The 21,033-nt window shown below is 64.6% G+C and carries 19 protein-coding genes; 8 read left to right on the forward strand and 11 right to left on the reverse strand.

The genetic code is table 11. The features are described 5' to 3' along the window. Positions 1-40: 40 nt before the first annotated feature. The 3 genes from C4E04_RS06095 (at position 41) to C4E04_RS06105 (ending at position 2,559) form a co-directional block, all read left to right on the forward strand. Positions 41-1,108: an isocitrate/isopropylmalate dehydrogenase family protein gene (locus tag C4E04_RS06095; protein WP_109595926.1), complete on the forward strand. Its 1,068-nt coding sequence runs from the start codon at positions 41-43 to the stop codon at positions 1,106-1,108. A 149-nt stretch (positions 1,109-1,257) separates the two neighbouring features. After that, positions 1,258-2,034: a glucose 1-dehydrogenase gene (locus tag C4E04_RS06100; protein WP_109595928.1), complete on the forward strand. Its 777-nt coding sequence runs from the start codon at positions 1,258-1,260 to the stop codon at positions 2,032-2,034. A gap of 252 nt (positions 2,035-2,286) precedes the next feature. Further along, positions 2,287-2,559, forward strand: coding sequence for a hypothetical protein (locus tag C4E04_RS06105; RefSeq protein ID WP_109595930.1), 273 nt, complete (start codon positions 2,287-2,289; stop codon positions 2,557-2,559). Here the strand turns inward: C4E04_RS06105 and C4E04_RS06110 are convergent. Together C4E04_RS06110 and C4E04_RS06115 are read right to left on the reverse strand one after the other, a co-directional pair. Further along, the gene (locus C4E04_RS06110) at positions 2,513-3,151 is read right to left on the reverse strand and encodes a hypothetical protein (RefSeq protein WP_109595932.1); all 639 of its coding nucleotides are present in this window, start codon (positions 3,149-3,151) and stop codon (positions 2,513-2,515) included. The genes C4E04_RS06105 and C4E04_RS06110 overlap by 47 nt on opposite strands. 55 nt (positions 3,152-3,206) lie before the next feature. Beyond that, the gene (locus C4E04_RS06115) at positions 3,207-4,046 is read right to left on the reverse strand and encodes an aldo/keto reductase (RefSeq protein WP_109595934.1); all 840 of its coding nucleotides are present in this window, start codon (positions 4,044-4,046) and stop codon (positions 3,207-3,209) included. Between the two features lie 463 nt (positions 4,047-4,509). Between C4E04_RS06115 and C4E04_RS06120 the strand changes: the two genes are divergently transcribed. From C4E04_RS06120 to C4E04_RS06130, 3 genes are all read left to right on the forward strand, one after another. After that, positions 4,510-4,974: a MucR family transcriptional regulator gene (locus C4E04_RS06120; protein ID WP_109595936.1), complete on the forward strand. Its 465-nt coding sequence runs from the start codon at positions 4,510-4,512 to the stop codon at positions 4,972-4,974. A gap of 149 nt (positions 4,975-5,123) precedes the next feature. Beyond that, positions 5,124-6,041, forward strand: a complete 918-nt coding sequence (locus tag C4E04_RS06125; protein WP_109595938.1) for a PepSY-associated TM helix domain-containing protein — start codon at positions 5,124-5,126, stop codon at positions 6,039-6,041. Positions 6,042-6,151: 110 nt separating this feature from the next. Next, positions 6,152-6,526 (forward strand): hypothetical protein, encoded by a 375-nt coding sequence (locus C4E04_RS06130; RefSeq protein WP_109595940.1) that lies wholly within the window; start codon positions 6,152-6,154, stop codon positions 6,524-6,526. A gap of 18 nt (positions 6,527-6,544) precedes the next feature. On the opposite strand, the gene C4E04_RS06135 is transcribed toward C4E04_RS06130, so the two are convergent. The 9 genes from C4E04_RS06135 to C4E04_RS06175 all read right to left on the reverse strand — a co-directional run bounded on the left by C4E04_RS06135 (position 6,545) and on the right by C4E04_RS06175 (position 17,442). Further along, the gene (locus tag C4E04_RS06135; RefSeq protein WP_109595942.1) at positions 6,545-7,804 is read right to left on the reverse strand and encodes an AGE family epimerase/isomerase; all 1,260 of its coding nucleotides are present in this window, start codon (positions 7,802-7,804) and stop codon (positions 6,545-6,547) included. A gap of 60 nt (positions 7,805-7,864) precedes the next feature. Next, positions 7,865-9,436, reverse strand: coding sequence for a ribulokinase (locus C4E04_RS06140; RefSeq protein ID WP_109595944.1), 1,572 nt, complete (start codon positions 9,434-9,436; stop codon positions 7,865-7,867). Positions 9,437-9,480: 44 nt separating this feature from the next. After that, positions 9,481-10,170 carry an L-ribulose-5-phosphate 4-epimerase AraD gene (araD, locus tag C4E04_RS06145; protein WP_109595946.1) on the reverse strand — a complete coding sequence of 230 codons (690 nt, stop codon included), beginning with the start codon at positions 10,168-10,170 and terminating at the stop codon, positions 9,481-9,483. An 84-nt stretch (positions 10,171-10,254) separates the two neighbouring features. Further along, positions 10,255-11,205, reverse strand: a complete 951-nt coding sequence (locus C4E04_RS06150; RefSeq protein ID WP_109595948.1) for an ABC transporter substrate-binding protein — start codon at positions 11,203-11,205, stop codon at positions 10,255-10,257. A gap of 87 nt (positions 11,206-11,292) precedes the next feature. Beyond that, positions 11,293-12,318 (reverse strand): ribose ABC transporter permease, encoded by a 1,026-nt coding sequence (locus C4E04_RS06155; protein ID WP_109595950.1) that lies wholly within the window; start codon positions 12,316-12,318, stop codon positions 11,293-11,295. Beyond that, positions 12,315-13,844, reverse strand: coding sequence for a sugar ABC transporter ATP-binding protein (locus tag C4E04_RS06160; protein ID WP_109595953.1), 1,530 nt, complete (start codon positions 13,842-13,844; stop codon positions 12,315-12,317). Before C4E04_RS06160 ends, C4E04_RS06155 begins: the two co-directional genes overlap by 4 nt. A 155-nt stretch (positions 13,845-13,999) precedes the next feature. Then, entirely contained in the window at positions 14,000-15,484 is a 1,485-nt protein-coding gene (gene xylB, locus C4E04_RS06165; RefSeq protein WP_109600839.1) for a xylulokinase, read from the reverse strand. Between the two features lie 143 nt (positions 15,485-15,627). Next, positions 15,628-16,659, reverse strand: coding sequence for a UDP-glucose 4-epimerase GalE (gene galE / locus C4E04_RS06170; RefSeq protein WP_109595955.1), 1,032 nt, complete (start codon positions 16,657-16,659; stop codon positions 15,628-15,630). 180 nt (positions 16,660-16,839) lie between these two features. After that, on the reverse strand, positions 16,840-17,442 hold the full coding sequence (locus C4E04_RS06175; RefSeq protein ID WP_109595957.1) for a MarR family transcriptional regulator: 603 nt from the start codon (positions 17,440-17,442) through the stop codon (positions 16,840-16,842). Between the two features lie 264 nt (positions 17,443-17,706). Between C4E04_RS06175 and C4E04_RS06180 the strand changes: the two genes are divergently transcribed. Both C4E04_RS06180 and C4E04_RS06185 read left to right on the forward strand, forming a co-directional pair. Beyond that, a complete protein-coding gene (locus tag C4E04_RS06180) occupies positions 17,707-19,464 on the forward strand; it encodes a type I secretion system permease/ATPase (RefSeq protein WP_109595959.1) in 1,758 nt (585 codons plus the stop codon). Continuing rightward, positions 19,457-20,854, forward strand: a complete 1,398-nt coding sequence (locus tag C4E04_RS06185) for an HlyD family type I secretion periplasmic adaptor subunit (RefSeq protein WP_245416252.1) — start codon at positions 19,457-19,459, stop codon at positions 20,852-20,854. The genes C4E04_RS06180 and C4E04_RS06185 overlap by 8 nt, the downstream gene beginning before the upstream one ends. Positions 20,855-21,033 lie beyond the last annotated feature (179 nt).

Below are 21,033 nucleotides of genomic sequence, written 5' to 3' on the forward strand. Positions count from 1 at the left end.
CCCCTAATGATTGAAATCTTATCTCGTGAGGTTGCTGAACATGAAGATCCTGGTTCTCCCCGGTGACGGAATCGGCCCTGAGATCACCGCCGCCACGACCAAGGTTCTTCAGGTTCTCGATGCAAGGGTTGGTCTTAACCTCAAGCTCGAAGCGCTGGACATTGGCCTGGTGACGCTGAAGTCGCAGGGCACGACCTTGCCCGACACGGTCATGAAGCGCATCCCGGAGGTGGATGGCGTCATCCTCGGACCCGTGTCGCACTACGAATATCCATCGCGCCAGGAGGGCGGCATCAATCCGTCCGGCGAACTCCGCGTCAAGTTCGAGCTCTACGCCAATATCCGCCCCTGCCGCTCCCGGGAGGGGCTGACGATCCTGCGCAAGCCCATGGATCTGGTGATTGTCCGCGAGAACACGGAAGGATTTTATTCAGATCGTAACATGTTCGCGGGCAGCGGCGAGTTCATGCCCGATCCCGATATGGCGCTCTCGATCCGCAAGGTGACGGCCAAGGGCTCGGCGCGGGTCGCCTGGGCCGCCTTCACGCTGGCCCGGGGTCGACGCAAAAAGGTCACGGCGGTTCACAAGGCGAACGTCCTCAAGCTCTCGGATAACCTCTTCCTGCGCGAGGTCCGCAAAGTGGCTCAGGACTTCCCGGACGTTGAACTGGACGACCTGATCGTCGATGCGGCGGCCGCGCATCTCATCCGCACCCCTGACCGTTTCGATGTCATCGTCACCACCAACATGTTCGGCGACATTCTCTCCGACGAGGCGTCGGAGCTGTCCGGCAGTCTCGGCCTTGGGGGCTCCATCAATGCCGGTGACGAGATCTGTGTCGCCCAGGCCCAGCACGGTTCTGCTCCTGATATTGCCGGGAAGAACATCGCCAACCCGACATCGCTCATTCTCTCGGCCGCGATGCTCCTCGACTGGCGCGGCCGGCGTGATGCGAACGAGAATCTAATCCGCGCGGCCGCTCTTCTCGAAGCCTCCGTCGAGATGGTCCTGGATCATCCGGCGACCCGTACGCGGGACATCGGCGGCACCCTCGGCACGGATGCCTTCGCGGAGGCCGTCTGCTCGAGCATCAGGACAGCGAACTGAGCCTCTCTGTCATTGACCAATCGCAATCCAGCGGATGGGGGCTCGGCTACTCTGTCTCGGCAACCCGTCTGGGATGCGATCCATTCGGGGCAACGGTCCGGCGGGAGGGCCGCCGGCATCGGCGCATGTGATCACGGGGAACGTTTGGGATGAACCGGGTCAAGGACAAGGTCGTGATCGTCACCGGAGCCGCGCTCGGTCTCGGCCACGCCTCCGCGATGATGCTGGCGCGCGAGGGTGCCAAAATCGTGCTCACGGACATCAAGGATGCCGAAGGCGAGGCGGCGGCTCAAGCGATCCGCGAGATCGGCAGTGAGGTGTTTTACCTCCACCACGATGTCTCCAGCGAGCCGCAATGGCAGCACGTCATGGCTCAGACACTGGACAGGTTCGGTCGCGTCGATGTTCTGGTCAACAATGCCGGCGTTGCCGATGGGTGCCCTCCCGAGGAGGAAACGCTCGAGCACTGGCACTGGCTGATGAGCATCAATCTGGACGGCGTTTTCCTGGGAACGAAGCACGCCATCCGCGCCATGAAGGCAGGAACGCCGCCCGGAGGCGCGATCATCAACCTGTCGTCCGTCGCCGGCATGATCGGCATTCCCGATCTCGGCGCCTACTGCACGTCAAAAGGCGGCGTCCGGCTCTACACGAAATCGGTCGCGCTTTATTGCGCCAAGGCAGGCTTGAACATTCGGGTGAACTCCATCCATCCCGGGTACATCTGGACGCCCATGGTGAAGAACTACCTGGCTCAGCACGGGGATGTGGAGGTGGGTCGCCGGACCGCGGACGAGCTTCACCCGCTCGGCCATATCGGTGAGCCGGACGACATCGCCTATGGCGTGGTCTATCTCGCTTCGGACGAATCCAAGTTCATGACAGGGGCCGAGCTTGTTATCGATGGCGGTTATACGATCCAGTGAATTCCTTCCGCTCCAGGAGCGAATACTAAGCCAGGTTTCATCGATTCTGATGCGGAATAGTTCTTTCCTCGCCGGCGCCATGGTTTAGCCCTGTCCATGGGGGAACCTCGGCCGATATCCGGGGTTCTCGCCCCATAAATACTTCGTGGCGCACAAGCACAGACATGCCCGATCTCGCCTCATCCCTCCGCTGTGCCCGACCAGGGCGTGCTGGCGCTCGGATGGCCGGGAGGGGCGACGGCGGAGAGTGACGTGGCGATCTCGCAATACCGGAACCTGATGTGGGACCTGGCGGTGATCTTCGCCGTGCTGTCCCCGTTTACCCTCATCATGGGCTATTATTCCCGCAGGAGGTTCCATGCACTCCTGAAGGCTCCGCTGAATGAGGAGGTCGAACAGGAGACCCATGACTGGGAGCACCGTGTTCGCCGCTGGACCATTCTGGAATTCCTCGTGCCCGGCCTCTCGATCCTCTCGTTCATCGCCTGGCTGGTCCTATCCCATCTCTCGGCCGGCGTCTCGTGACCGGCCCCAGGACCGGCGCAAGCGCCTGAGCGACGAAGAAAGCCATCTGCGGAAGGACCAGAAGAGCATCCCGGATGCCGTAGGCGAGTCCGTAGAGAAGAAGTGCCGGAAGTGACAGGACAGCAACGCTGAGCAGAAGGAGCGGCCGCCTCAGGAGTTCGACCTCGAAGGCAAGTTCGCCGAGACGGCGGAAGCGCGGGTCTTCGCCGATCGGAGCCGACCCGTCCACGCGCTGCGTGAACTCATGGGTACGGAACCGCTCCCATTCGATGTCCTCCAGGGGTGAGGGCCGGCAACTGGGGTGCCGACGGGCAAGTCCCATTTCCGTCATACCCCTCACGGCCAAGGCCAGGAGCGAGGCCGGCACGGCGGCAAGCAGGACCAGGGCCATGCCCGGTCCGAGAAGGGGCTCGAGGCTCTCATTCACACGGGCCCGGTCCGCCTCCCCATAGCGAGGATCCTCCTTCAGGGCGCGCGTGAGGGCCTCAAGCCGCGCATGGCGGCGGCGGGCGAACGGCGCGGTCGCAAGCGCCAGGATCCAGCCGGCGACCGGCACGGCGAAGAGCAGAAGGACGATCACGGACGACGTCATCGGGCCGCTCCCAGCAGACCAGCATACAGGGCCGGGTGGAGCCGGAACAGGGCGGTCAGATCATCGGCAGCGAGCGAGGTTTGGGACCGCGCGGGAAAGCGGCGTCGATCTCCGCAATCTCGGCGTCTGATAGGACAAGATCCCCGGCGGCTGCGTTCTGCCGCGCATGGTCCGCCGTGGAGGTTTTCGGAATGGCGAAGAGCGAGGGCTTGCGGGTCAGGAATGCGAGCGCGATCTGGCGCGGTGTGGCGCCATGCGCGGCGGCGATCTTTTGGAGCACTTGGCCCTTCGCCGTCCGCGGTGCTGGGAAATCGCCGCTCCCGAAAGGCGAATAGGCGACGAGCGCAACGCCGTGCGTTTCGCACCAGGGAAGCACCGCGTGCTCGATGGCGCGCTCCTCCAGATGGTAGAGCACCTGATTGCAGGCGATCCGGCCGGGGCCCGCGAGGGCCAGAGCCTCGGCGAGGTCCGCCTCGTCGAAATTGCTGACGCCCCAGGATAGGATCTTTCCGCTCTCGCGCAGGGTTTCGAGTGCGGCGACCGTTTCTTCGAGCGGAATACTGCCGCGCCAGTGCAGGAGATAGCAGTCGAGCCGGTCCGTTCCGAGCCGCGCAAGAGATCGCTCGCAGGCCGCAATCGTACCGCGGCGGGACGCATTTTGCGGCAGGACTTTCGACACCAGGAAGACCTCGTCGCGCCGACCGGCGATGGCGTCCCGGATCAGGGGCTCTGCCTCGCCATACATCTCGGCGGTGTCGATGTGGTTCAGGCCAGCATCGAGACCTGCGCGCAAAGCCGCAGCGGCTGTCTCGCGAGGGGCTTCGTCGAGACGCCACGTGCCCTGGCCAATGACGGATACCGGACACTCGAGAGGCCCAAAACGGCGGTGCGGCATGGTTGGCTCCTGAAAGCTATTCTCATGAATGACGTGCTCTTGTGCATCCCGAAGTCTCGTGATGCACTTGTCGATGCTGAAGTTCTGAGCTGTCTCGGGCGAATTCTTGAAGGTACCGTTTCAAGCGCGGCTCTTGCTGGAAGAACGTTAATTGCGGATTCTTTTCGCATATAGGGACTTCAAATACTTGTGAGAATGAGGGCGGGCGACATCGACGCAGTATATCGGATGTAGAAGCGATCCGAGGTTATAGGGCCCTATTTACCCTTTTCGGATAATAAAAACTGGAACAATTAGGGAACACTATCGAATTGCATCTTGCCAAAGCTGGTTTTCGGACATATTTCGCCTCTGCGTCTCAGGATTTATGACGACGAGGACCGTTGATCCTGCGACGCTGCGGAACACTCTCCCTTACTTCATCAATCCCAATGGTTCCTGCGTGGCTAAGGATAACAACATTATGAGCGAGAACGTGACCTCTCCGAACTTCATTGAGCTTGCTGCCGATATCGTCTCGGCCTACGTGAGCAATAACTCCGTTCCCGCCACCGATCTGCCGCTGCTTCTCAACTCGGTCCATTCGGCTTTGACGAAGACGGCCCAGGGTATTGCCGAGGCGCCGCAATCCGCGCTGACGCCCGCCGTGCCCGTGAAGAAGTCCATCACGCCGGACTTCATCATCTGCCTCGAGGACGGCAAGAAGTTCAAGTCGCTGAAGCGTCACCTGCGCACGACCTACAACATGACGCCCGAGCAGTACCGCGCTAAGTGGGACCTGCCCCGCGACTATCCGATGGTTGCTCCGAACTACGCCAAGGCCCGCTCCGAGCTCGCCAAGACCATGGGTCTCGGGCAGCAGCGCCGCAAGGCCGAGGACGAGAAGCCGGCCGCCACTAAGGGCCGCCGCAGCAAGAAGGCCGCCTGATCGGCGAAGCCTTTCCGGAATGAATGCAAATGCCCGCCTCCGGCGGGCATTTTCGTTTTGCGGATTCGCATTACCGATCCGTAACTTGCGGGCGCCCCATGGCGCAGCGATCATGGACTTGTCTTTTCTCAAGTCTGAGCTCGTCATCCATGAACAAGGCTTTGCTGTTGCGGCTGCACCGTTGGGTGGCCCTCGTCTTTGCGCTGCCGCTTCTCGCCGTCATCCTTTCGGGTCTGGTCCTGTCCTTCGAGCCGCTCGTCCTCCAGAACGCCATTGTGCCCGGCTCGCTCCCGGTCCAGACGGTCGAGGATCTTCTCGCGCGCCACGATACCCAAGGCACCGCCCGGGCTCTCTTTCTGCGCCCCTTGGAGGGGACGATGTCGATCGGCAGAGGAGCGGGCGGCACTGAGATCGATCTGTCGAGCGGCCAGCCGGCGGTTCGTGACGGTATGACCTTCTCGGATGTCTTCGGCACGGCGCGCCGCCTCCACGAGCATCTCATCGTCCGTGCAGGCTGGCTCGTGACGACCTCGACAATCGCGATGCTGGCGCTGATCGTCCTCGGAATCCTGATGGGCTTGCCCAAGCTGCGCAACACGATCCCGGGCTGGCACAAGGGGGCTGGCTGGCTGCTGCTGCCGCTGGTCATCCTCAGCCCTCTGACGGGCCTGCTACTGGCCCTTGGCGTGACGTTCGCATCGGCTCCTGCGGCGGCTCCGTCCTCCGGCCCGCCGACCTCGCTGCGGGAGGCTGTCCGCGTGATCGGGGCCGACCACGATCTCGCGGGGCTGAGCTGGATCCGTCCCATCGGCCGAAACCTCATGGCCCGTGTCGCCGAGGACGGCGAGATGAAGACCTATGTGCTGACCCGCGACGGCGCCGTTCCGGGTAGCCGGAACTGGCCGCGCCTCCTGCATGAGGGGACCTGGGGCGGCATGGTTCTGCCGGTCCTGAACGTTGTGACATCCGTGGCCCTGTTGGGGCTTCTTCTGACAGGCGCCTGGATTTGGGCACGCCGCAAGCTGCGTCCCAGACCGAACCGGCAGCGCATCGCTCGGGTGGCATGAGGGCGTTTTCGCGAGCCTGCTGGACGGTCCGTTAATGAGATCCTTACGGGTCCCGACGTTTCCTGCTCGGAAGCTATGACGAGAGGATCCGGGCCAGAGGGATTTCGCGGATGACGGACGAGAGCGCGTGGCGTCGCGACATCAAGCATTTTCTCGACGGTGCCCGCTACCGGATCCGGCACCATACGGGCCTTTACGCCGACGAGGACCTGATCGGCGCCGTTCTTCATGCCTGCCGGCAGGCGGAACAGGGCTGCGCGCCGGACCTGCGTCTCGAGGAAGCCAGACGCGAGATCGAGGCCCGCTGCAGGCGGCTCGCTCAGGCGGCCGACCGTTTCGCAGACCGTGATTTCGCCCGCCTCGGGGCCCTGCGCTCGCAGGCGCTCGCAGCCGTAGACACCTTTCAGGACATCGTTCTGCACAAAAGCCGCCTGCGTGAGGCAGGCCACAGCGCCGGCGCATTCCTGAGACGGCAGGCGCTCTGAGCGCTACCGGCCGAGGGATCACGCCTCGGTCCGGTTCTCCTGCGCGATAACGCGCGTGAGGCTTCCGGTTGCCGGGTAGAGGGGAATGAGGCAGGCCTGGAGCGCGTGGTAGAGGTCCGGCTTTCCGGTAAAGAGCGTCGATGCGGGGCGGAGCGTCTCTGAGAGTTCCGGATGCCATCCCCGATGCTGCTGGTCGATGAGGTGGAGAGCCGCGAAGTCCCATAGGTGCCGGTACCAGCTCTCGTGGAAATCGCTCGGAAGATGATCGCACAGGAAGGATGCGGCGCCGATCGCCTCCGCGCAGGGCCACCAGAGCTTCTGGCGAAGGGCCGGCCGGTTCTCCCAGTCGAGCGTATAGAAGAAGCCCCCGTTCTCCTTGTCCCAGCCCAGTTCGACCGATTGCCTGAAAAGGGCCGCGGCGGCGTCCCGCATCCAGGCATGGCGCCGGTCGCCGAGCACCCAGAGCTGGAGCAGGAGCCTGCTCCATTCGAGCCAGTGGCCGGGTGTCGTGCCCGCGGGGCGAAAAACGTCCGATCCGCGATAGTCGCGGTCGAGACTCCAATCCTCGTTGAAATGCTCCGCCACCCGGTGCCTGAGGGCAGTCGCATGACGTCCGATGATCAGGCTCGCGATGCGTTCCGCCTTGTCCAGATAGGCGCTCCTTCCGGTGGCTTCGAAAGCGGCCATGAGCGCCTCGGTCAGGTGCATGTTCGAGTTCTGGCCGCGGTAGCGGGTGAGAGGCGTCCAATCGCGGGCGAACTCTTCCGCCACGGCTCCGTGCCGATCCTCCCAGAACTTCTCCTCCAGCACCTGGGTCACGTCGTCGATCAGGCGATCCGCCAGGGGATGGCCGACGACCTTCGCGCTCGAGGCTGCGAGCAGGACGAAGGCATGGCCATAGGCCTGCTTGGTGTCGTCCTGGAAGCGCTCGCCGTCCAGGGACCAGACATAGCCGCCATGGTCGGGATCCCGGTGATGCTTCCAGAGGTAGTCCACACCGTGGTCCACGAAGTCAGCGCAGCCGGGCCGCCCGAGGAGGTGTCCGATGGCGAAGCAATGGACCATCCGCGTCGTGTTATGGATCTGGCGGATAGGGCTGCCGTCGTCGATGGGCTTGCCCGTTGTATCAAGGTCGAAGAAGCCGCCCTTCGGGTTGATCGCGCTGTGCTGGAAGAAGCCCAGGAGATCGGCCGCCTGGCCCGCGAGCCATTCCCGATGGGTCCGCCGCGCCCGCCAGGGCGAGCCGTCGGGGGGAAGAACAGGCAGGGACGAGGGCATGGGCGAACTCCGCTGGGCTTGGCTGCAATAAAGGCCGAAAGGGTTCCGCGCGCAACTCGCCTAAGGCGCAGGGCGAGCGAGGCGCTTGAGCTCTGGAAGAACCTGGTCGAGCGATACCGGACCGGTCTTTCCGCCGAAGCCGAAATAGAGCGTCCGGTAGAGCCCGTAGAGTTGCTCGTAGGTGTCCCGCGTCGCTGGGTCGGGCTCAAAGGTCCGGAAGGGACGGCAGATCGCTGCCTGGGCGCTCTCCACATCCGCATAGGAGCCCGCCGCGAGGCTCGCGAAGATGCTCGATCCGAGCCCGGTCGGCAGTCCGTCCGGGACCAGGACCGGCCGTCCGAGAACATTGGCGTAGACCTGGTTCAGGACAGGGTTGTTCTGCGGAATGCCGCCCGCATTGATGACGCGCTCGACCGGCACGCCGCCCTCGGCCATACGTTCGAGGATGATGCGTGTGTGGAAGGCGGTTCCCTCGATGGCGGCGAACAATTCGTCCTGGGCTGTGTGCAGCAGGTTCCAGCCGAGCGTGATGCCGCCCAGATCGGCCCTGACGAGCACTGTTCGGTCGCCGTTGTCCCAGGTAAGCCGCAGGAGGCCCGTCTCGCCGGCCCGGTAGCGCTCCAGCCCCTCGGAGAGCGTCCGGATATTGGTATTGGCCCGGCGCGCAATGGCGTCGAAGATGTCGCCGGTTGCGGACAGGCCCGCCTCGATTCCGACGAGGGACGGATGCACGCTTCCCGGCACGATGCCGCAGACACCCTGGACAAGGCCAACCTCCGGCCCGATGGCCATGACGCAGGTGGAGGTTCCGACCACGTTGACCACGTCACCGACGCTGCATCCCGCCCCGATGGCGTCCCAATGGGCGTCGAGCGCGCCGACGGGCACAGGGATGCCGGCCGGCAGGCCGAGGCGCTCGGCCCATGTGTCCGAGAGCCGGCCCGCGACCATGTCGGACGTCTTGTAGACCCCGCCGAGCTTCTCGCGAATGCCGTCGAACAGCGGATCGACCTTGGAGAGGAAGTCCTGCGAGGGAAGGCCGTCCCAGCGTGGGTTCCACATCCATTTATGGCCCATGGCGCAGATGCTGCGCCTGAGCTGTGAAACATGCGTCACACCCGTCAGCGTCGCGACGATCATGTCGCAATGCTCCAGGGCCGTGCCGAACCGTTCCCGCTTGTCCGGGTTGTGTCGCAGCCAGTGAAGGAGTTTCGCAAGGCCCCATTCGGAGGAATAGACCCCTCCGCACCAGCGGATGGCCTCAAGGTTCTCCTCATGCGCCAGCGCCGTGATCCGCGCCGCCTCCGCCTTCGCCCGATGGTCGCACCAGAGGTAATAATCGCCCAGTGGCCGCAGGTTCTCATCGACCGGGATGACCGTCGATCCGGTCGTGTCGACCGCGAGCGCTGCGACGCAGTCTCCGCGGATTCCCGCGGAGGCCAGCGCCCGCTGCATCGCGGTGACGAGCGCGTCCAGGTGATCCGCATGGGACTGGCTGGCGTGGTCCGGGTCGTCCCGCCTCCGGTGGAGCGGGTATTCGGCTGTGCCCAGCCCGAGCGGCCCCGTGTGGTCGTCCACGAGGGTTACGCGTACGCTGAGGGTGCCGAAATCGACTCCAGCGACGATCGCCATTCATGCTCTCCGAAAGACAAATGAGGTGAGGGGCGGCAGGGATCTCATGACTGCCCGTATGTAGCGGCCGCGCCGTGCTTCCTGAAGTAATGCCGGTCGAGGAGATTCTGGGAGATGCCCGCCCTTTCCGGAGCGAGGGAAACGGTATGGCTCGCCATGCGGGCGACCGCCTCCAGCACCACCGCGTTGTGCACGGCCTCGTCGGGGGTGCGGCCCCAGCAGAAGGGGCCATGGTCGGCGACGAGCGCCGCAGGCACCTCCAAAGGATCGCGGTTGCCGAAGCACTCGGCGATGGCGACGCCGGTGGCGCGGACATAGTCCTTCTCGATCTCCTCGGCGGTCAGCTCCCGCGTGACCGGGACGGGGCCGTGGAAATAATCCGCATGGGTCGTCCCCAAGGGCGGAATGGCGCGCCGTGCCTGCGCCCAGGCGGTGGCGAATTCCGAATGGGTGTGCACCACACCGCCGATTTCGGAGAACGACCGGTAGAGGTGAAGATGCGTCGCAAGGTCAGACGAGGGCCGCATTTCGCCCCAGACCTGCCGCCCTTCGAGGTCGGTGATCACCAGGTCGTCCGCGCTCATGCGCTCATAGGGAACGCCGCTCGGCTTGATGACAACGAGGTTCTCGGCACGGTCGATGCCACTAACATTGCCGAAAGTGTAGAGGACGAGCCCGCGGCGCACCACTTCCAGATTGGCTTCCAGAACCTTTTCCCGAAGCTCCCTGAGCATGTCCGTTTCTCCAACCGCCATCCCGGCTTCTCAAAAACGAACGGCCATGATCGCCGATCATGGCCGCCGTTCATGCCTATGTGCTCAACGCGCGGCCGTCCATCCTTTGTACTCTCCGACATTCTCGGCGGTGATCAGCTTCGGATCGAGCAGGATCACGTTCTTCTCGGGCTTCTTGCCGTTGAGGATGCCGGCTGCGAGTTCCAGGGCCTGCCCAGCCATCACGTAAGGATCCTGCGAGGCCGAGGCCTTGATGAGGGAGTTGCCGGATTTCAGCTCGGATTCGATGTCCGGCGCGCCGTCGACGGACGTAATGATGAACTCGTTCCGATTGAGCTGCTTGGCCGCAAGGCTTGCGCCGATGGCGGTCGGGTCGTTGATCGCGAAGATCGCGTCGATCTTCGGAAAACGGGTCAGCAGGCTCTGGGTCACGGCGAAGCCGCCGTCGCGGGAGCCCTTGGCGTCCTGGTTGTCGGACAGGATCTTGATGCCCGGGTTCTTGTCGAAGACGCCCTTGCAGCCCTTTACGCGGTCCGTGATGGAGGAGACCTGGGGACCGTTCACGATCAGGACGTCGCCTTTGCCCTTCAGGTGATCGACGATGTACTGGCAGGCGATCGCGCCGGCCTTGACGTTGTCGGTCATCACGGTCACGTCTGCGCCCGCTGCCGCCACGTCAAAGGCTGCCACCACCATGCCGGCCGCCTGGGCCCGCTTGACGGAGGGCTCGATGGCGACCGGATCGACCGCGTTGAGCATGAGGATGTTCACGCCGGACGCGATGAAGTTGTCGACCTGGGTGAACTGCTTGTTGAGGTCGTAGTCCGACGAGACCGAGGTGATTTTCACGTTCGGGTTGATGGCCTTCGCCTTGTCCTCGATGCCCTTGATGGTGGCGACGAAGAACGGATTGCCGAGGGATCCGACCGAGATGCCGACGCTCGTCAGGTCCTTGGCCAGGACCGGACTGGCCATGCCGGGAATTGCCAGGCCGGCAAGGACGGCGAGGCTGCAGGTAAGCCGGGACAGTTTCATCGTTTCCTCCTTGGTGACGGCGATCCGCCGAGGTTTCGGCCCCGGTCCTCGCCCGAACCATCGCCCTGCCGGGCCATGGAATCCGCTTCAGGTGCGCGCCGATCCCTTGAGGCGGTAGCGGTCGAGCGCCACGGCCCCGATGATCACGAACCCCTTGATGATGAATTGCCAGATGTCGGACACGCCGACGAGAATGAGCCCGTTCGACAGGATAGCGATGATCAGTGCGCCGATCAGCGTGCCCCAGATCGACCCGATGCCGCCCACGAAGCTGGTACCGCCGAGGATGACGGCCGCGATGGCGTCGAGCTCGTAGGATTGCCCGAGCTGCAGGCCGTTCGCCGCGTAGAGGCGCGCCGCCGACATCACGCCGCCGAGGCCGCTCGCGAGGCCCGAGATGGAATACACGAACAGCAGCACGGCCCAGACCTTGATGCCGGTGAGCCGCGCCGCATCGGGATTGCCGCCCACTGCGTAGATATGCACGCCGAGCACCGTCCGCCGCAGGATGAACCACGACACCAGCACCACGACGAGCGCGATTACCACCAGCCACGGAATGCCGAAGAGATTGCCGTTGCCGATGAACGCGAAGGGAAGCTGCGGGTTGAACTGGGTCGTGTCTCCGCCGAGAAGGCGCGCGAGGCCGCGCACGGCCGTGAGTGACCCAAGAGTCACGATGAAGGGCGGCAGCCGCATGAAGGCGATCAGCGCGCCGTTGATCGCCCCGAGCACGAGTCCTACGAGCAGGGCGGCCGGGATGCCGAGCATGCCCCAGTCAGGAACCTTGGATCCGATGATGGCGACCATCGCGGCCGCCGCCAGGATCGAGCCCACCGAGAGGTCGATGCCGCCGGTGAGGATGACGAAGGTCATGCCCGCCGCAAGCACGATGTTGATGGAGGCCTGCTGCGCTACGATGGACAGGTTCTGGACGCTCATGAACCGGCCGGACATCAGCTCGAACACGACGCCCAGGATGATGAGCACCGGCAGCATGCCGACGGCCTGCACGGTGGAGCGCCAGGCCAGGCGGCGCTGGCGCGCCTGTGCGCCTGCATCGGCGGCTCCCGGGCCGGGGATGGATGCGCCGGTCTCGTTCGGAGTCGTCATGCTGCTTCTTCCCTCACGCCTGTCGCGATGGCCACGATGTTTTCCTGAGAAATGGCGGGATGCCCGGTCCCGCCGACCTCGCCGGCGATCCGCCCTTCGCGCATGACCAGGACCCGGTCGCAGATCCCGACGATCTCGGGAAGCTCGCTCGAGATGACGATGACGCCGACGCCGTTGCGGGCGAGATCGTCAATTAGCCGGTAGATCTCGGACTTGGCGCCGATATCCACGCCCCGCGTCGGCTCGTCGAGGATGAGGATGCGCGGCCTCGTTTCCAGGAGCCGGGAGAGAAGGACTTTCTGCTGATTGCCGCCCGAGAGGCTGCCGACCGGCACCGCATCCCCCGCCACTCGGATGCCGAGCGCCCGGATGGCCGCCGCGGCACGGTCCTTCGCTGTCTTGAGGTTGAGGACACCGCCCGGGCGTGCGTCGCGGCCCAGAACGCTCAGGTTGATGTTCTCGCGCACCGTCAGGTCGAGGAACAGCCCGAGATGCTTGCGGTCCTCCGTCAGGTAGACCACGCCCGCGTCGATGGCATCCTGCGGAGAGTGGATCGAAAGGGATTGCCCACCGAGGAGGATTTCGCCGCCGGTGCGCGGATCGGCCCCGTAGATGAGACGGGCGAGCTCCGTGCGCCCGGCGCCGACAAGGCCTGCGATGCCGAGCACCTCTCCCTGATGCAGGTCGAACGAGCAATCGTGGACGCGCTGCCCGTCGCGCATGTCCCTGACGGAGAAGATCACGGGGCCGCGGCTGCCCTTGGCATTGTGCTCTTTCTTGTAGAACGACGAGAGGTCGCGCCCGACCATCATCCGCACGAGGCGCTCCGCCGAAATCTCCTCCCGCGGGAGCGTGCCCACATAGGTGCCGTCCCGTAGCACCGAGACCCGGTCGGCCAGCTCATACACCTCGGCCATGCGGTGGCTGATATAGATGATCGCCATGCCGTCTGAGCGGAGCTGGCGCACGAGGGCGAAGAGGGCGTCGGTCTCGCGGGACGAGAGGGAGGTTGTCGGCTCGTCCATGACCAGGATGCGCGAATTGGCGATGAGCGCGCGGGCAATCTCCACCAGCTGCATCTCAGCCATCGAGAGGGTGCTCACCCGGGTCGAGGGGCTGAAGGTCACGCCGAGCCGCTCAAGCACGGCCCGGCAGGCCTGCTCCATGGATCCCCTGTCGATCATGGGGCCGCTGCGGTGCTCCCGGCCCAGCAGTATGTTCTCGGCCACTGTCAGGTTCGGCGCGAGGGAGAGTTCCTGATAGATGGTCGAGATGCCGTGATGGATGGCGGCGAGCGGGTCCGTAATGGCGATGGGGCTACCGTCGATCCTGATCTCGCCGCCGGCATCCGCCTGATAGGCGCCTGACAGGATCTTCATGAGGGTCGACTTGCCGGCCCCATTCTCGCCCATCAGAGCATGGATTTCGCCCGGATAGACGGTGAGGGATACGTCCTTGAGCGCCTTCACGCCGGGGAATGTCTTGGAGATCCCCGTCATCTCCAGGATCGGGGCCGATCCTGTCATGAACGCACTCCGGGTCCGCGATCACGGTCAGCGGGCGCCGTGAGGCTGAAGGTTTCGCAGCTCCAACGCACGCTTTCCTCCCTCAAGACTTTGACGCGAAGTCCAGTCATTCTTCTTTTCAGGAAGAAGAAATACTATGGCGGCGGCGCATCCTGTCAATTGTCGCGTTGGGATGCCTTAGAGAACTCCGGTCGCAAAGCTTTGTACAAGCGCCGGAATGCCTCGATTCTCGGCCCATACCGCTCCACGCGCTCCGGATCGGGCACGATCCGGTCGAGGACGGGCGGCGCAGTGCAGACGGCTTCAGGCGCTGCCCCGGTGGCAGCCAGCATGGCGAGCCGCGCGGCCCCGAAGGCCGGCCCCTTCTCGCCGCCGCGGAGGCGCACGAGGGGCAAATCGAGGATGTCGGCCAGGATTCGGGTCCAGAAGGCGCTGCGGGATCCGCCGCCGATGACGCCCGCCTTCGACAGCTGCGCACCGGCCTGGACAAGGCAATCCTTCGCATCCGCGAAGCTGAAGGCCACGCCTTCGAGAACGGCCTGCGCCAGTTCCGCCGGGGTCGTCTCCGGCGAGAGGCCGAAGAACACGCCGCGCGCATGGGGATCGTTATGCGGGGTTCTCTCGCCTGTCAGGCAGGGCAGGAAAAGAACCTGCGACGGACCCCGATAGGAAGCCTCGGCGTCGCGCAGAAGGGTGTCTATGTCCCGGTTCAGAAGTCCCGACAGCCAGGCAAGGCAGCTTGCCCCGTTCAGCATCGCGGCCATCTGGAACCACAGCTCTGGGAGGGCATGGCAGAAGGCATGGACCAGCCTGTCAGGGGCCGGGCGGAAGGCTTCCGTGGCGATGAAGAGCTGACCCGAGGTGCCGAGCGACAGGAAGGCTGCGCCGTCGCCCGTGGCCCCGAGGCCGACCGCGCCGGCGGCCGCATCCCCGGCGCCCCCAGCAACGACGATTCCGGAGGGCAGGCCCCAGCGCGCCGCCAGGTCGGGCCGCAGGAAGCCCGCGGGGGCAGAGCCCTCGACCAAGCCCGGCATCTGCCGCCGATCGAGCCCTGTGGCAGCGAGCGCCTCGTCCGACCAGGCGCGTGCTGCCTCATCGAGCCACCAGGTGCCTGCCGCGTCCGACATGTCGGTGATGCGCTCGCCCGTCAGCTTGAGGCGGATATAGTCCTTGGGCAGGAGGACAGTCCCGACGGCGCGGAATATCTCCGGCTCATGCCGCGCCACCCAGAGAAGCTTCGGGGCCGTGAAGCCCGGCATCGGGACGACGCCCATGGCCCGGGACAGGTGGGGATGCAGCCTGCCCAGCTCCTCAGCTTCCCGGAACGAGCGCCCGTCATTCCAGAGGATCGCAGGGCGCAAGGGGCGGTCCCGGTCATCGAGCAGGACTGCGCCATGCATCTGGCCCGAGAGCCCGATGGCGCGTAAGTCAGCCCATGCGGCCGGCACGCTTGCGCGCAGCGCCTCGACGGCGCCTTCCACAGCCTCCCACCAGGATTCCGGATCCTGCTCGGACCACAGGTCACGCGGGCGGGAGATCGCGAGGGGCTGGCTCGCCTCGGCGAGCACCTCCTGCTCCTCGTCGACGATGACGGCCTTGACGGCCGAGGTCCCCACATCGATGCCAAGATATGCCGGCATGCCGCTGCTCCGTGTCCCGCCGATCGGCTGCGAATCGCTGCCGAGCTTTGCAGCTTCGGGCGGAGCGTTCAAATCCACGGGGGCTTCGTCACCCTGATGGGCGGCATGGTGACGAAGCCGAAAGGTGCAGACCTTCGGCGGGGTCAGACGGCCTGGGCCAGGGGGGCTTTGCCGGCGGGCGAGGTGCGGTCGTCGAAGCCCTTCGGGTGAGCAGAACGCCAGGCCCAGGCAGTGCGCACGATGTCGTCGAGGGAGGCGTATCGGGGCGACCATCCGGTATCGCGGCGCAGGCGCTCGTTCGAGGCGACGAGGACAGGTGGGTCACCGGGGCGCGGCGGGCCGAACCGATGGGGCACCTTGCGGCCCGAGACTCGCTCCACCGCGTCGATGACCTGACGGACCGAGTAGCCCGTGCCGTTACCCACGTTGTAGCAGCCGCCCTGACCCTCGGCGAGGCGGTCGAGGATCCGGCAATGGGCATCGGCCAGATCCGTGACGTGCACATAGTCGCGCACGGCGGTGCCGTCGACGGTGTCGTAGGTATTGCCGAAGACGGTCAGCTCCGGTCCAAGGCCGAGGGCTGCGTTGATGGCCAGCGGAATCAGGTGTGTTTCCGGATCGTGATCCTCCCCGAGCCTTCCTTGAGGATCGGCCCCCGCCGCATTGAAATAGCGGAGGGCGGACCAATGGAGGCCGTGGACCTTTTGCGCCCATTCCAGCCCCCGCTCGGCCATCAGCTTCGACTCCCCGTAGGGCGACAGGGGGTGGAGCTTGGATTCCTCGTCGATGGGAATGCGGTCCGGCATCCCGAACAGCGCCGCCGTGGAGGAGAGAACGAAGCGCATGCAGTCGGTCTTGATGGCGGCCTCGGCAACGCGCAGCGTGTTGCTCACGTTCTCGGAGAGATACATGAGCGGCTCGCGCATGCTCTCGCCCACGAGGGAACGCGCCGCGAAGTGAACGACCCCGTCGAAGCGCCAGCCTGCGAAGATTTCGTTGAGGCGGCGCGTATCCGCGATGTCCTCGACGATCAGCTCGACACCGGGCGGCACCGCTCCCCGATGCCCTTGGGAGAGATTATCGACAACGACGACATCGTCGCCGCGTTCTGCCAACGCGAGAACCGTGTGGCTGCCGACATATCCGGCACCGCCGGTGACAAGAAATCTGGCCATGTTGCAACTCGTGAAAGAAAATCCCCAGACGCGCGGGGCAGCCGGAGCACCTTTGAGGGAAAACTAGAGCATTTTTCGGCGAAGGGGATCCGGCCCCGGCCAAAAAACGCGGGAACGGAGAGCAGGCCGGTTCCAGACGGGTGGAAACGGCCGCGGGAGATGGAGGCGTAGGGGAGGGGGTCAGGCGATGCCGGTCTCTCCGTAGCGGAGGGCGCCGGTCCAGACATTCTCAAGGCGCTGCAAGGTCCTGAAGGCCGTCTCCAGGTCGCGCTTTTCCTCGGCATTGCGCGTCACGAGACGGTGGTAGGATTCGTCCATCCGGCGGACGTCCTCGCAGAGCTTGCGTCCTTTTTCGGAGAGGCGGATGCGCGCGGAGCGCCGGTCGCGCTCGGAGGCGCTGCGGTCGACATAGCCGCCCTCGACCAGACGCTTGAGGTTGTAGGATGCGTTGGAGCCGAGATAATAGCCCCGGTCGATGAGATCGCGGACCGTGAGCTCATCCGAGCCGATGGTGAAGAGCATCATGACCTGCGAGGGGCTGAGGTCGCTCACGCCGAGGCGGCCGAGATCGAGCCGGAACAGATCGAGGTACCGACGATGAAAGCGCTCGACCACGCGAACGAGGTCGAGGTGGGTGATGCCCGGCGGCTCGTCCGCGGACGAAGCGGATGCTTCCGCATCATCCTGTCCCTTGGCGGACCGCAGGGCTGGCGGCAGTTCGGCCAGGCCTCCGGTCGACACCTCCCGGAACAGGCCGATCTCATTGCTGTACTTGGGTTCCATGCCTTGTCTTCTCCTATCTCTCGATAGTGATTATTTCGAATTTCGAACTATTCGAGGGCGATTTCCCTAAACTTCTAAATTATTATGTTGTGTTGCGTTATAAAGGGAGTGCTTAGTCGGAGGTGGCATCCCGAAAGATCACCCTAGGAGGGTATAGAGATTTATCAACGTGTAAAGCGTGCGGAATTTATCCTTCCTTCGGATTGCTGATTACTCATTTCATCGTCATATTTTCGACGAACAAATCACTGCAGGAAGGGTCGCATGAACAAGGCGACTGTTTCCGGGGGAGCCGCGGACCTCATCCACCGCGGCCGTAAGGCGTTCTTTGTGGGGCTCGCCTATGCGGGCCTTTTGAGCGCCGTCATCAATGTCCTGCAGCTCACCGTGCCGCTCTTCATGCTGCAGGTGCACGACCGTGTCGTGAACAGCCAGAGCGTCGATACGCTCGCGATGCTGATCGTGATTGCGGCGGTGGGGCTGATCCTGTTCGGCGTCCTCGATTATGTCCGCGCCCTGACGTTTCAGGTCATGGGCAGTCTTCTGCTGCGCCGGCTGAACCTGCCGGTCCTGCAGGCCGCCGTGTCGGCTTCCGTCCAGAAGGGGAGCGGCCGTGCCGGGCAGGCGATTCGGGACATCAACGACCTGAGGGCCTTCATCACCGGCAATGCGATCGGCATTCCGCTGGAGGCAATCTGGTGCCCGATCTTCCTTGTGGTTCTGTTCGCGCTGCACCCGCTCTACGGCATCGTCGCCCTGATCTCCGCCACGATCATCGTGGTGCTGAGCCTTGTCTCGGATCTTCTGACGCGGCGCACGCTCAAGCGGGCCAACGAATCGACGATCCAGGGCATCGGCGACATGAGCGCGAGCCTCCGTCATGCGGAGGCCATCGAGGCGATGGGAATGTTGCCGGCCCTCGCGCGCCGCTGGCGCCACGGGCAGCTTCGTGCGCAGGACCTGCTCGATACGGCCACGCGGCGCGGACGCGCCATGTCGTCCCTGACGCGGACCTGCCGCTACATGATGCAGATCGCCGTGCTGTCCACCGGTGCGATTCTGGTCATCCGGCAGGAGGCGAGCCCGGGCTCCATGGTGGCGGCCAGCATCATCATGGGACGTCTTCTCCTGCCCTTCGATTCGATGGTGGACGGATGGCGGCAATGGGTGCTCGCCGGGGCGGCCTGGAAGCGAATCGTGAGCCTGCTCGAAGACGAGACGCCGCGGCGCGACACGCAGCCGACACCGCGGACCTCCGGCGAGCTCACGGTCGACCGGCTCGTTTTCGCTCCGCCCGGTTCCGATGTCCCGGTCCTCAAGGGGATCTCGTTCTCCCTGTCGCCGGGCGAGGTGCTGGGCATCGTCGGTCCCTCGGCGGCCGGAAAATCGACCCTCGCGCGCCTTCTCGTCGGCGTTCTGAAGCCGACCACGGGCGGCATCTATCTCGACGGTCACAACGTCTTCCTGTGGGAGCGCGAATCCTTCGGACGAATGGTCGGCTATGTGCCGCAATCCGTGTCGCTGCTGGAGGGGACCATTCGGGAAAACATCGCGCGGATGCAGGACGCCAATCCCCAGGCCGTTCTCGAAGCGGCGCGGCTCGCTGACGTGCACAACATGATCGGGCGCTTCCCGCTCGGCTACGACACCCGCCTCGGAGACAGCAGCTTCCTTTTGTCCGGCGGCCAGCGGCAGCGCATCGCGCTTGCCCGCGCGCTCTATGGGCGGCCGCGCATGATCGTCCTCGACGAGCCCAACGCGAATCTCGACACGGAGGGCGAGCGCGCCCTCATCCGGGCCATCGAGGCCGCGCGGGCGGACGGCGCCATCGTGATTCTCATCGCGCACCGGCCGTCGATCATGCAGGCGGTCGACAAGCTTCTCGTCCTCCAGGATGGCCGGATCGCCCAGTTCGGGCCGCGGGCCTCGGTGGTGGATATCGACGGACGCGGCGAAAGGATCGCCAAGCCCGCTCAGGCACAGCCCGTGCGGGCCGTTCAGGGAGATGCAACTCGTGGCTAGCACCGAGATTCTCGTCCAGAGCCGGCCCCGGGCCGCGCAGCTGCCGGTCCCGCATGAGCCGGACTCCATGCAGCCGTGGGCCGAGCGCTTCGAGAGCGAGGAGCGCGATGGCCCGTCCCTGCGCACGCCCCTTTTGGCCGGAACGCTTGCCATCGTGTTGGGGCTCGGCGGCTTCGTCGGCTGGGCCTATGCGGCGCGCCTCGACAGCGCGGCCGTCGCGAACGCGACCGTGATCGTCGATTCCAAGCGTAAGACGGTCAGCCATCTTGAAGGCGGCATTCTCAAGAGCCTGCTGGTTCAGGAAGGCGACGTCGTCCAGGCGGGGCAGCCGCTTCTGCAGCTCGACGACACCCGCGCCAAAGCGGAGCTCGAACAATTGAGAGCGAAGCGCATCGGTCTCGAAGCGCGCCTCGTGCGCCTGCGGGCGGAACAGTCCCGGCAGGATCAGCTGACATTCCCCGAAGAGGTTGTGGCCTCGACGAGCCCGATCACGGACGAGGTGCTCAAGGCGGAGCGAAACGTCTTCTCGTCGCGCCGCGAGATGTTCAAACGCAAGGTCGATATCCAGCACAAGACCGTGCAGCAGCAGGAGGCGGAGCTGGCCGCGATCGAGGCCCAGACGGTCGCCAATACCCGCCAGGCGGAACTCCTGAACCGCGAGCTACAGGCGGTCGCGTCCCTGGTGGAGAAGGGCTATGCGCCCCGTCCACGCCTTACGGAGCTTCAGACTCGTGAAAGCGAGCTCACCGGGCGGGCCGCCGAGCTGGTGGCCCGCAAGGCGAAAGCCGAACAGGCAAAATCTGCCGCCGAGCTCGAGATCCTGTCCATCGAGAACGATTTCCAGCAGCAGGTTGCGGCGGATCTCCAGGCGGCACAGCTGGAACTCGCGGAAACCATCGAGCGGATGAGCGCGGCCGGCGACGTCCTGCGCCGGATCGTGGTCGTGTCGCCGCAAGGCGGCATCGTGACGAACATCCGCAGCCGCACGCCTGGCGGAGTCATTTCGCCAGGGCAGCCCATCCTCGACATCGTTCCCGAGCAGGAGCCCCTGATCATCGAGGCGAAGGTAGGGTTGCGGGATATCGATTCCGTTCATGTGGGAGCGCCCGTGCAGGTGAGACTGACCGCTTACAACAACCGCAGCACCGCGCCGCTGGCGGGAACGCTGACATATCTCTCGGCCGATCAGCAGCTCGACGAGCGCAACGAATCCGCCTTCTATGTCGTGCGGGCATCGATCGCTCCGGAAAGCCTGGCGAACAATCCGTCCGTCAAACTCTATCCGGGCATGCCGGCGGAAATTCTCATCATCAACAAGCCGCGCCGAGCTGTCGATTATCTCCTCGCACCGATCACCGAGAGCTTTAATCGCGCATTCCGTGAAGAGTAATCAATTCTTAGCCCAGATCCTAATGCAGTCATGGAAATTATGCGGCCGACCAGGCAGGGAGGAATATTGATAAAATATTTCGAAAGTAAAACTAAATTTGACTTAGTTTGAATTCTATTTTGTTCCATAAGTAGACTTATTATTTAGCAAGCTATACTTGATCTTTCTGGAGTTTTATT

Source organism: Microvirga sp. 17 mud 1-3 (genome assembly GCF_003151255.1).
Lineage (GTDB): Bacteria > Pseudomonadota > Alphaproteobacteria > Rhizobiales > Beijerinckiaceae > Microvirga.

Excerpts from the sequence above, each read along its gene's own strand:
- C4E04_RS06160 (WP_109595953.1), bottom strand. The coding sequence starts at position 13,844 with ATGACAGGATCGGCCCCGATCCTGGAGATGACGGGGATCTCCAAGACA.
- galE (WP_109595955.1), bottom strand. The coding sequence starts at position 16,659 with ATGGCCAGATTTCTTGTCACCGGCGGTGCCGGATATGTCGGCAGCCAC.
- xylB (WP_109600839.1), bottom strand. The coding sequence starts at position 15,484 with ATGCCGGCATATCTTGGCATCGATGTGGGGACCTCGGCCGTCAAGGCC.
- C4E04_RS06135 (WP_109595942.1), bottom strand. The coding sequence starts at position 7,804 with ATGCCCTCGTCCCTGCCTGTTCTTCCCCCCGACGGCTCGCCCTGGCGG.
- C4E04_RS06175 (WP_109595957.1), bottom strand. The coding sequence starts at position 17,442 with ATGGAACCCAAGTACAGCAATGAGATCGGCCTGTTCCGGGAGGTGTCG.
- C4E04_RS06125 (WP_109595938.1), top strand. The coding sequence starts at position 5,124 with ATGAACAAGGCTTTGCTGTTGCGGCTGCACCGTTGGGTGGCCCTCGTC.
- araD (WP_109595946.1), bottom strand. The coding sequence starts at position 10,170 with ATGCTCAGGGAGCTTCGGGAAAAGGTTCTGGAAGCCAATCTGGAAGTG.
- C4E04_RS06110 (WP_109595932.1), bottom strand. The coding sequence starts at position 3,151 with ATGACGTCGTCCGTGATCGTCCTTCTGCTCTTCGCCGTGCCGGTCGCC.
- C4E04_RS06150 (WP_109595948.1), bottom strand. The coding sequence starts at position 11,205 with ATGAAACTGTCCCGGCTTACCTGCAGCCTCGCCGTCCTTGCCGGCCTG.
- C4E04_RS06120 (WP_109595936.1), top strand. The coding sequence starts at position 4,510 with ATGAGCGAGAACGTGACCTCTCCGAACTTCATTGAGCTTGCTGCCGAT.
- C4E04_RS06100 (WP_109595928.1), top strand. The coding sequence starts at position 1,258 with ATGAACCGGGTCAAGGACAAGGTCGTGATCGTCACCGGAGCCGCGCTC.
- C4E04_RS06115 (WP_109595934.1), bottom strand. The coding sequence starts at position 4,046 with ATGCCGCACCGCCGTTTTGGGCCTCTCGAGTGTCCGGTATCCGTCATT.
- C4E04_RS06140 (WP_109595944.1), bottom strand. The coding sequence starts at position 9,436 with ATGGCGATCGTCGCTGGAGTCGATTTCGGCACCCTCAGCGTACGCGTA.
- C4E04_RS06130 (WP_109595940.1), top strand. The coding sequence starts at position 6,152 with ATGACGGACGAGAGCGCGTGGCGTCGCGACATCAAGCATTTTCTCGAC.
- C4E04_RS06095 (WP_109595926.1), top strand. The coding sequence starts at position 41 with ATGAAGATCCTGGTTCTCCCCGGTGACGGAATCGGCCCTGAGATCACC.
- C4E04_RS06180 (WP_109595959.1), top strand. The coding sequence starts at position 17,707 with ATGAACAAGGCGACTGTTTCCGGGGGAGCCGCGGACCTCATCCACCGC.
- C4E04_RS06155 (WP_109595950.1), bottom strand. The coding sequence starts at position 12,318 with ATGACGACTCCGAACGAGACCGGCGCATCCATCCCCGGCCCGGGAGCC.